Genomic DNA, 5455 nt, shown 5'->3' on the forward strand with positions numbered 1-5455 from the left:
CGCCGCTGTACCCTGAAGTTGATTTAATTACCCCATCCAATTGCTGAAAGATAGCCTCCGTACACCAAAAGCAACCGGTGCCAAAGGTGGCGGTATCGGTGGCCGTGTTCACCGTATTCGTATTTGTTGTCATATCCTTACTAATATTCTTTTTTGCGTTTTGTTTTTGTGCGCAGGAAAACAAGGTGACTATTGTTACCAGCACCCCTGTCAGAAAGACCTTCATACCGTGTTGTTTTAACAGATGTATCATTGTATTGTTTTTAACACCCCTATATACGAGGGGTGTGAAGTGACAGATGTTAACGAATTACAAAAGTAGGGGAAATAAAAAGGGTGGGGCATCCATCGGCTGACGGATGCCCCACCCTTACTAACTATACTCAGGATATTCTAAAATCTTCTTCTACGCCTTACGGTGGTGGTGGTTCTGCTGTATCTTCTGCCACGCGGGCCCTGAACGGTAGTGGTTTTGCGGGTAACGCGGTAATTGTTCACGGCGGTGTGATGGCGATTGATTACGGTAACCGATGTAACGCGCATGGGCCGGTAAATGGGTTGTGCTACAACTACCCGGCGGGTGGTAACCACTGCATAATGTGCGCGATAGCGATAACGCATAGGGCGGTAAACACGCCATGCCAGTGGATGCCAGGGGCGGTACCAAACCGGGTGCGCACGCCAGGTATAAGGTGATACCCACACTACATAAGAGGGTGCATATACAAAACGAACACAAGGCCAGGCCCAAACGTTCACTATAATACCGTTGGTTGAGAATGGGTTGGCGCTTTCCAGGTTGGGACCACCGGCCAGGGAGGAGGCGCCTTCATTAAAGGCATCGCCGTTTTCATCCGGTTCTACAATGGTTTCTTCCCCATAAATATCTTCATCACCCACGATATCGATCACGGCATTGTCGCTACCATTCTTTTGCAGTTCTATTACTGCAATATCCTGGCTCTCCGTTTCAGAAACCAGCGCCTGCAGTACAAAGATCTGTACGTCGTTTTCGCGTTTGCTGGTAACCCTTATATAATCGGTGTTGCCGTCATCGTTCAGATCGAGGTTGTTTACTTTGCTATCTGCAGAGTTGAGCAATTTTTCAAATTCTTCGGGTGAACCTGCTTTTTTAAACAGGTCGAGGGCGCCCTGTAAACTGAAATTATCGCCGGGTAAACCGGTTGAATCCTGTGCTTTCAACGTGCCGGATGCTAAAAGAATAAGCAGGGCGGGTAAAAGATGCTTCATTTATTGTGCAATTGGTTTGTAGTTCAGACCCGGTATTGATTAGAAGGTTTAAACAGGAGAACCGGGTAAATATTGTATATTATTTTAAATAAATATATTGGAATGGGTTGTAGGATCGAATTGACTGTAGTAATATTATGCCCCGCTATATGAAGCAATTATGAAAAAGATCGAGAATATCCTGTTTTGGCCGGTGCTTATTTTGCTGTTTTTAAGTGCATCGAAGTATGGAGCTATGTCAAACGCCATTGAGTTCAATGATACTTATTATATCATTGTCAATTCCCATAGTGCGGGGAGTTTTGCGGCATGGCTGCTGGTGGTAATTTTTCTTTTTAAATTGATCCGGCGCCGGCACCAGGTGGTAAATAAAAAATTTGCTCTTACGTACATCACGCTGACCCTTTTATTGTTTGGCGTTTTTATTGGTTTAGGATTTGTGAAAGGTGGTTCTGCCGCCGGTAATTTTACCACTGCCGACCTGGATGCATTGATGTTTAGAAATCAATTGAAAGTGGCGTGCGCAGAAGGTTGTTTACTGGTGCAGATTATTTTTCTGATATATTTCTTTATACAAATTGTAAAAAAGCCCGCTCCCAGCGGCGCATAGGCCATCCGGGGCCAGATAATACTGCGTACATTACCCACATCCAAAAAACTATAGTACCTTTGCCGGTTCGAGAAGAGTTAATTATATGAAGTTTTTTCCTGAATCGGCGTTATCACAACTGGAGTTTGATAAAGTTAAGGCACTGCTGGAAGAGCATTGTAAAACGGAGTATGCCAAAAGCAAATCGCAGGACCTGCGCATTCATACCCGCAAAGAGTTTATTGAGCTGGAGTTACAACAAAGCCACGAATACAAATTACTGATAGAGCACAGCATGTATTTCCCTAATGATTACGTGCTGAACCTGGCCAAAGAATTACGATTACTGGGCATTAGCGGCGCTATGCTTACCGGTGAACAGTTTATATTGATACGTAAACTGGCGGAAAGCATTTCAAACATTTTTCGCTGGTTCGATGCTGACCGACGGCTGGCCTATCCTGCACTCGTAAAAGTGATCGGTGACACCTATTACGAAAAGGTGATCATGGAACTGATAGATGATGTGTTGCTTGAAAACGGTGAAGTGAAAGACAATGCCTCAGAAGACCTGGCGCGCATTCGCAGCAGTCTGTACCGGAAACGTATGGAGCTGCGCCGCCTGTTCGACAAGATCGTTCAAAAATTAAGCAAGGCTGGTTATACGGCAGATATCGATGAGGCCTTTCTGAACGGCCGCCGCGTGGTAGCCATTGTGGCTGAACAAAAGCGGCAGGTAAAAGGTATTCTCCATGGAGAAAGTGATACCCGTCGTACGTCCTATATTGAACCGGAAGAAACCATCGAACTGAACAATGAGATCTATTCGCTGGAAAATGATGAACGTCGTGAAGTGTACCGCATTCTGCAACAGCTCACGGCCAAATTGTCGATGTACGCTCCCTTGCTGAAAACCTGGCACCAGGTATTGGGTGAATACGATTTTATATACGCCAAGGCAAAACTGGCGCTTGATATGAATGGTAACTTCCCCATGTTGCAGGATAAAGCGCATGTGGAGTTGATACAGGCTTATCACCCCCTGTTATACCTGTATCACCAGAAATCGAAGAAAACAACCATCCCGGTTGATGTGATGCTCGATGAAAAAAGACGTATCCTGGTTATCTCAGGACCTAACGCGGGAGGTAAAACCGTTACTATGAAAACGGTAGGGTTGTCGCAATTAATGATACAAAGTGGTTTGCTGGTACCTGCCCATCCCAATTCGGTGTTTGGTATCTTTAAACAGCTCATGATCCATATTGGTGATACGCAGAGCATCGAGTTCGCATTGAGTACCTATAGTTCGCACCTGTTACACATGAAGCATTTTATTGAAAATGCCAATGGTAAAACCCTGTTCTTTATCGATGAGCTGGGTAGTGGTAGTGACCCCAACCTGGGCGGCGCTTTTGCCGAGGTGATTATGGAAGAACTGGGTCATAAACATGCTATGGGTATTGTTACCACCCACTACCTGAACCTAAAGGTGATGGCCAATAAAACACCCGGCATTATCAACGGCGCTATGGCTTTTGATGAAAAGACGCTGATGCCTTTGTATAAACTGGCGGTAGGTAAACCCGGTAGTTCGTATACATTTTCTATTGCTGAACGCATTGGACTAGATAAACGGTTGATTGACCGGGCGCGCAGCCTGGTGGATGATGACCATTTCCGCCTTGATAAACTGTTGAACCGTGCCGAGCAGGATCAGCGGGAGATTGAGAAAAAGGAAAAGGAACTGTCGAAGTTGATAAAAGACAATGAAAAGCTGCATAAGGAAATGCAGCAGGTGATCAATAAAGAACGGCACGAGCAGCAGGTAGAACTGTTGAAGCAGCAGAACCGCATCACCGAAGACCGCATCGCTTTTCTGAAGGATATGGAACGCAAGCTGAAACAACTGGTGTTTGACTGGAAGAAAGCCGAGTCGCAGGAAGATAAAAAAGACCTGATAAAACAAATGCATGCGTTGTTGTTCAGGCAACACCAAAAACAGGTTACGGAGAAGGTAAAGAAAAAGCTCAATTCAAAATATGATGAAGTGGGTGGTGAAGTACAGGTAGGCGATAAAGTACTGATGAAAAAGAACCACCAGGTAGGGGAGGTGAAGGAGTTGCGTGGAAAAAAAGCGGTAGTTCAGTTAGGGCTGATGCCTATTACGGTTTCGGTGGATGATCTGGTGGTTGTTACTGAAAAAGAAAGTGAGGAGTAAGGTTCAAAGTTTTAAGTTCAAAGTTTGAAGTTGAAAGGTTGACAGGTTGAATAATATCGCGAGGTTGTATTTATCTCTGCCTTCTGCCCTCTGCCTTCTGCCAAAAAATTCATTCAATAATAAAAAAGCTCCTCTGGTATACCAGGGGAGCTTTTTAACTAAGGTGCCTGCTGTTTATAAACTTGAGTGCAGGTAGTCTTTTAACTGGGTGATGGTTTCCTGTTGTGACAGGATGGTTTCTTTTACCACATCATTGATGGAAATAATACCGGTTACCTGGTTCTCGTCAAAAACGGGCAGGTAACGGATGTTTCTGTCGGACATTAACTGCATGCAATAGTCAACAGAATCGTGTGCAGTAACACGCGGCAGATCGTTAGACATTATCTCCGATACTTTTGTGTCGGTAGAAGATTTTCCCTTGAGAACTACCTTGCGCGAATAATCACGTTCTGTAACAATGCCCAGGTAGTGGCCATCTTCTAAAACCATCACGGAACCGATATTCTGATCGGCCATGATATGGAGCGCTTCCAGTACTGTTGTGCCTGGGGTAACAGTTGTAATATTGCTTCCTTTGCGAAGCAGAACATCGGCCACTTTTTTATTCATACGGCATTGTTTTGGTGAGCAATCATTTAAAGTAAATTACAACAAAAGCGATAGAAAACCTACGCCAGACGTGCATTTTATGCAAAAAACCGTGAATTTCCCGGTATAGCTCCCATTTGCTCCTTGCTGAAAAATGTGTATTATAGCGGAAATTTAATCGTATCCTTTAATCATGAAATCCTTAATATCCAGGGCATTGATCCCATGCCTGTTATTGCTGCAAGCCTGTAGCCATGCTAAAAATTTACAAAGCGAATATTCCAAAGTTCCGTTGGAACACTTACTGGATTCTATTGGCAGTTACCAGCATAAAAAAGTAGAGATCCGGGGCTATTACGTTTGTGGTTTTGAACATACTGCTGTTCAGCCTGTAATCCAAACAGTTTCGGATAATAAATCATACGATTGGACGGGGCGCATTTGGGTGGAGGCCAGGCGCTCCAAATCGGGGATTGGTTGTGACACTCTGAGCAATCGCACTGTTTTAATCCGGGGCACTATCGATTCTTCCCGGCACGGACATGAGGGCGGCTACCCGGCCACCATCCGCCACGCCGTTATTGAAGTACAATAATATAACCATCCGTTCCATTTACCCGGATGCGTTGCCCGTCCTTAATCAGCCGGGTAGCATTTTCAACCCCCACCACTGCGGGTAAGCCATATTCCCGGGCTATTACGGCCCCGTGGGTCATTAGTCCGCCCACTTCGGTAACCAGTCCTTTTACAGACACAAACAGGGGTGTCCAGCTGGGGTCGGTAAAAACGGTGACCAGGATATC

General features: G+C 45.1%; 7 protein-coding genes. 3 read left to right on the forward strand and 4 right to left on the reverse strand.

Annotation, left to right across the window (positions count from 1 at the left end; translation table 11 throughout):
- Window positions 1-253 (reverse strand): peptide-methionine (S)-S-oxide reductase (locus ACJ751_RS06930; protein ID WP_407744654.1); only part of this gene is annotated, 253 nt, incomplete at its 3' end.
- 140 nt (window positions 254-393) lie between these two features.
- Complete coding sequence (locus tag ACJ751_RS06935) at window positions 394-1251, reverse strand: hypothetical protein (protein WP_407744655.1); 858 nt, start codon at window positions 1249-1251, stop codon at window positions 394-396.
- A gap of 160 nt (window positions 1252-1411) precedes the next feature.
- Here ACJ751_RS06935 and ACJ751_RS06940 point away from each other — a divergent pair, with 160 nt between their 5' ends.
- Window positions 1412-1861, forward strand: coding sequence for a hypothetical protein (locus ACJ751_RS06940; RefSeq protein WP_407744657.1), 450 nt, complete (start codon window positions 1412-1414; stop codon window positions 1859-1861).
- A gap of 85 nt (window positions 1862-1946) precedes the next feature.
- Window positions 1947-4061 (forward strand): endonuclease MutS2, encoded by a 2115-nt coding sequence (locus ACJ751_RS06945; RefSeq protein WP_407744658.1) that lies wholly within the window; start codon window positions 1947-1949, stop codon window positions 4059-4061.
- A 174-nt stretch (window positions 4062-4235) separates the two neighbouring features.
- Here ACJ751_RS06945 and ACJ751_RS06950 read toward each other — a convergent pair whose 3' ends face one another.
- A complete protein-coding gene (locus tag ACJ751_RS06950; protein WP_407744659.1) occupies window positions 4236-4673 on the reverse strand; it encodes a CBS domain-containing protein in 438 nt (145 codons plus the stop codon).
- A gap of 172 nt (window positions 4674-4845) precedes the next feature.
- Between ACJ751_RS06950 and ACJ751_RS06955 the strand changes: the two genes are divergently transcribed.
- Window positions 4846-5247, forward strand: a complete 402-nt coding sequence (locus ACJ751_RS06955) for a hypothetical protein (RefSeq protein ID WP_407744661.1) — start codon at window positions 4846-4848, stop codon at window positions 5245-5247.
- Here the strand turns inward: ACJ751_RS06955 and ACJ751_RS06960 are convergent.
- Window positions 5231-5455 (reverse strand): PEP-utilizing enzyme (locus ACJ751_RS06960; RefSeq protein WP_407744662.1); only part of this gene is annotated, 225 nt, incomplete at its 5' end. The genes ACJ751_RS06955 and ACJ751_RS06960 overlap by 17 nt on opposite strands.

Source organism: Niastella sp. (assembly GCF_045805085.1).
Classification (GTDB): domain Bacteria; phylum Bacteroidota; class Bacteroidia; order Chitinophagales; family Chitinophagaceae; genus Niastella.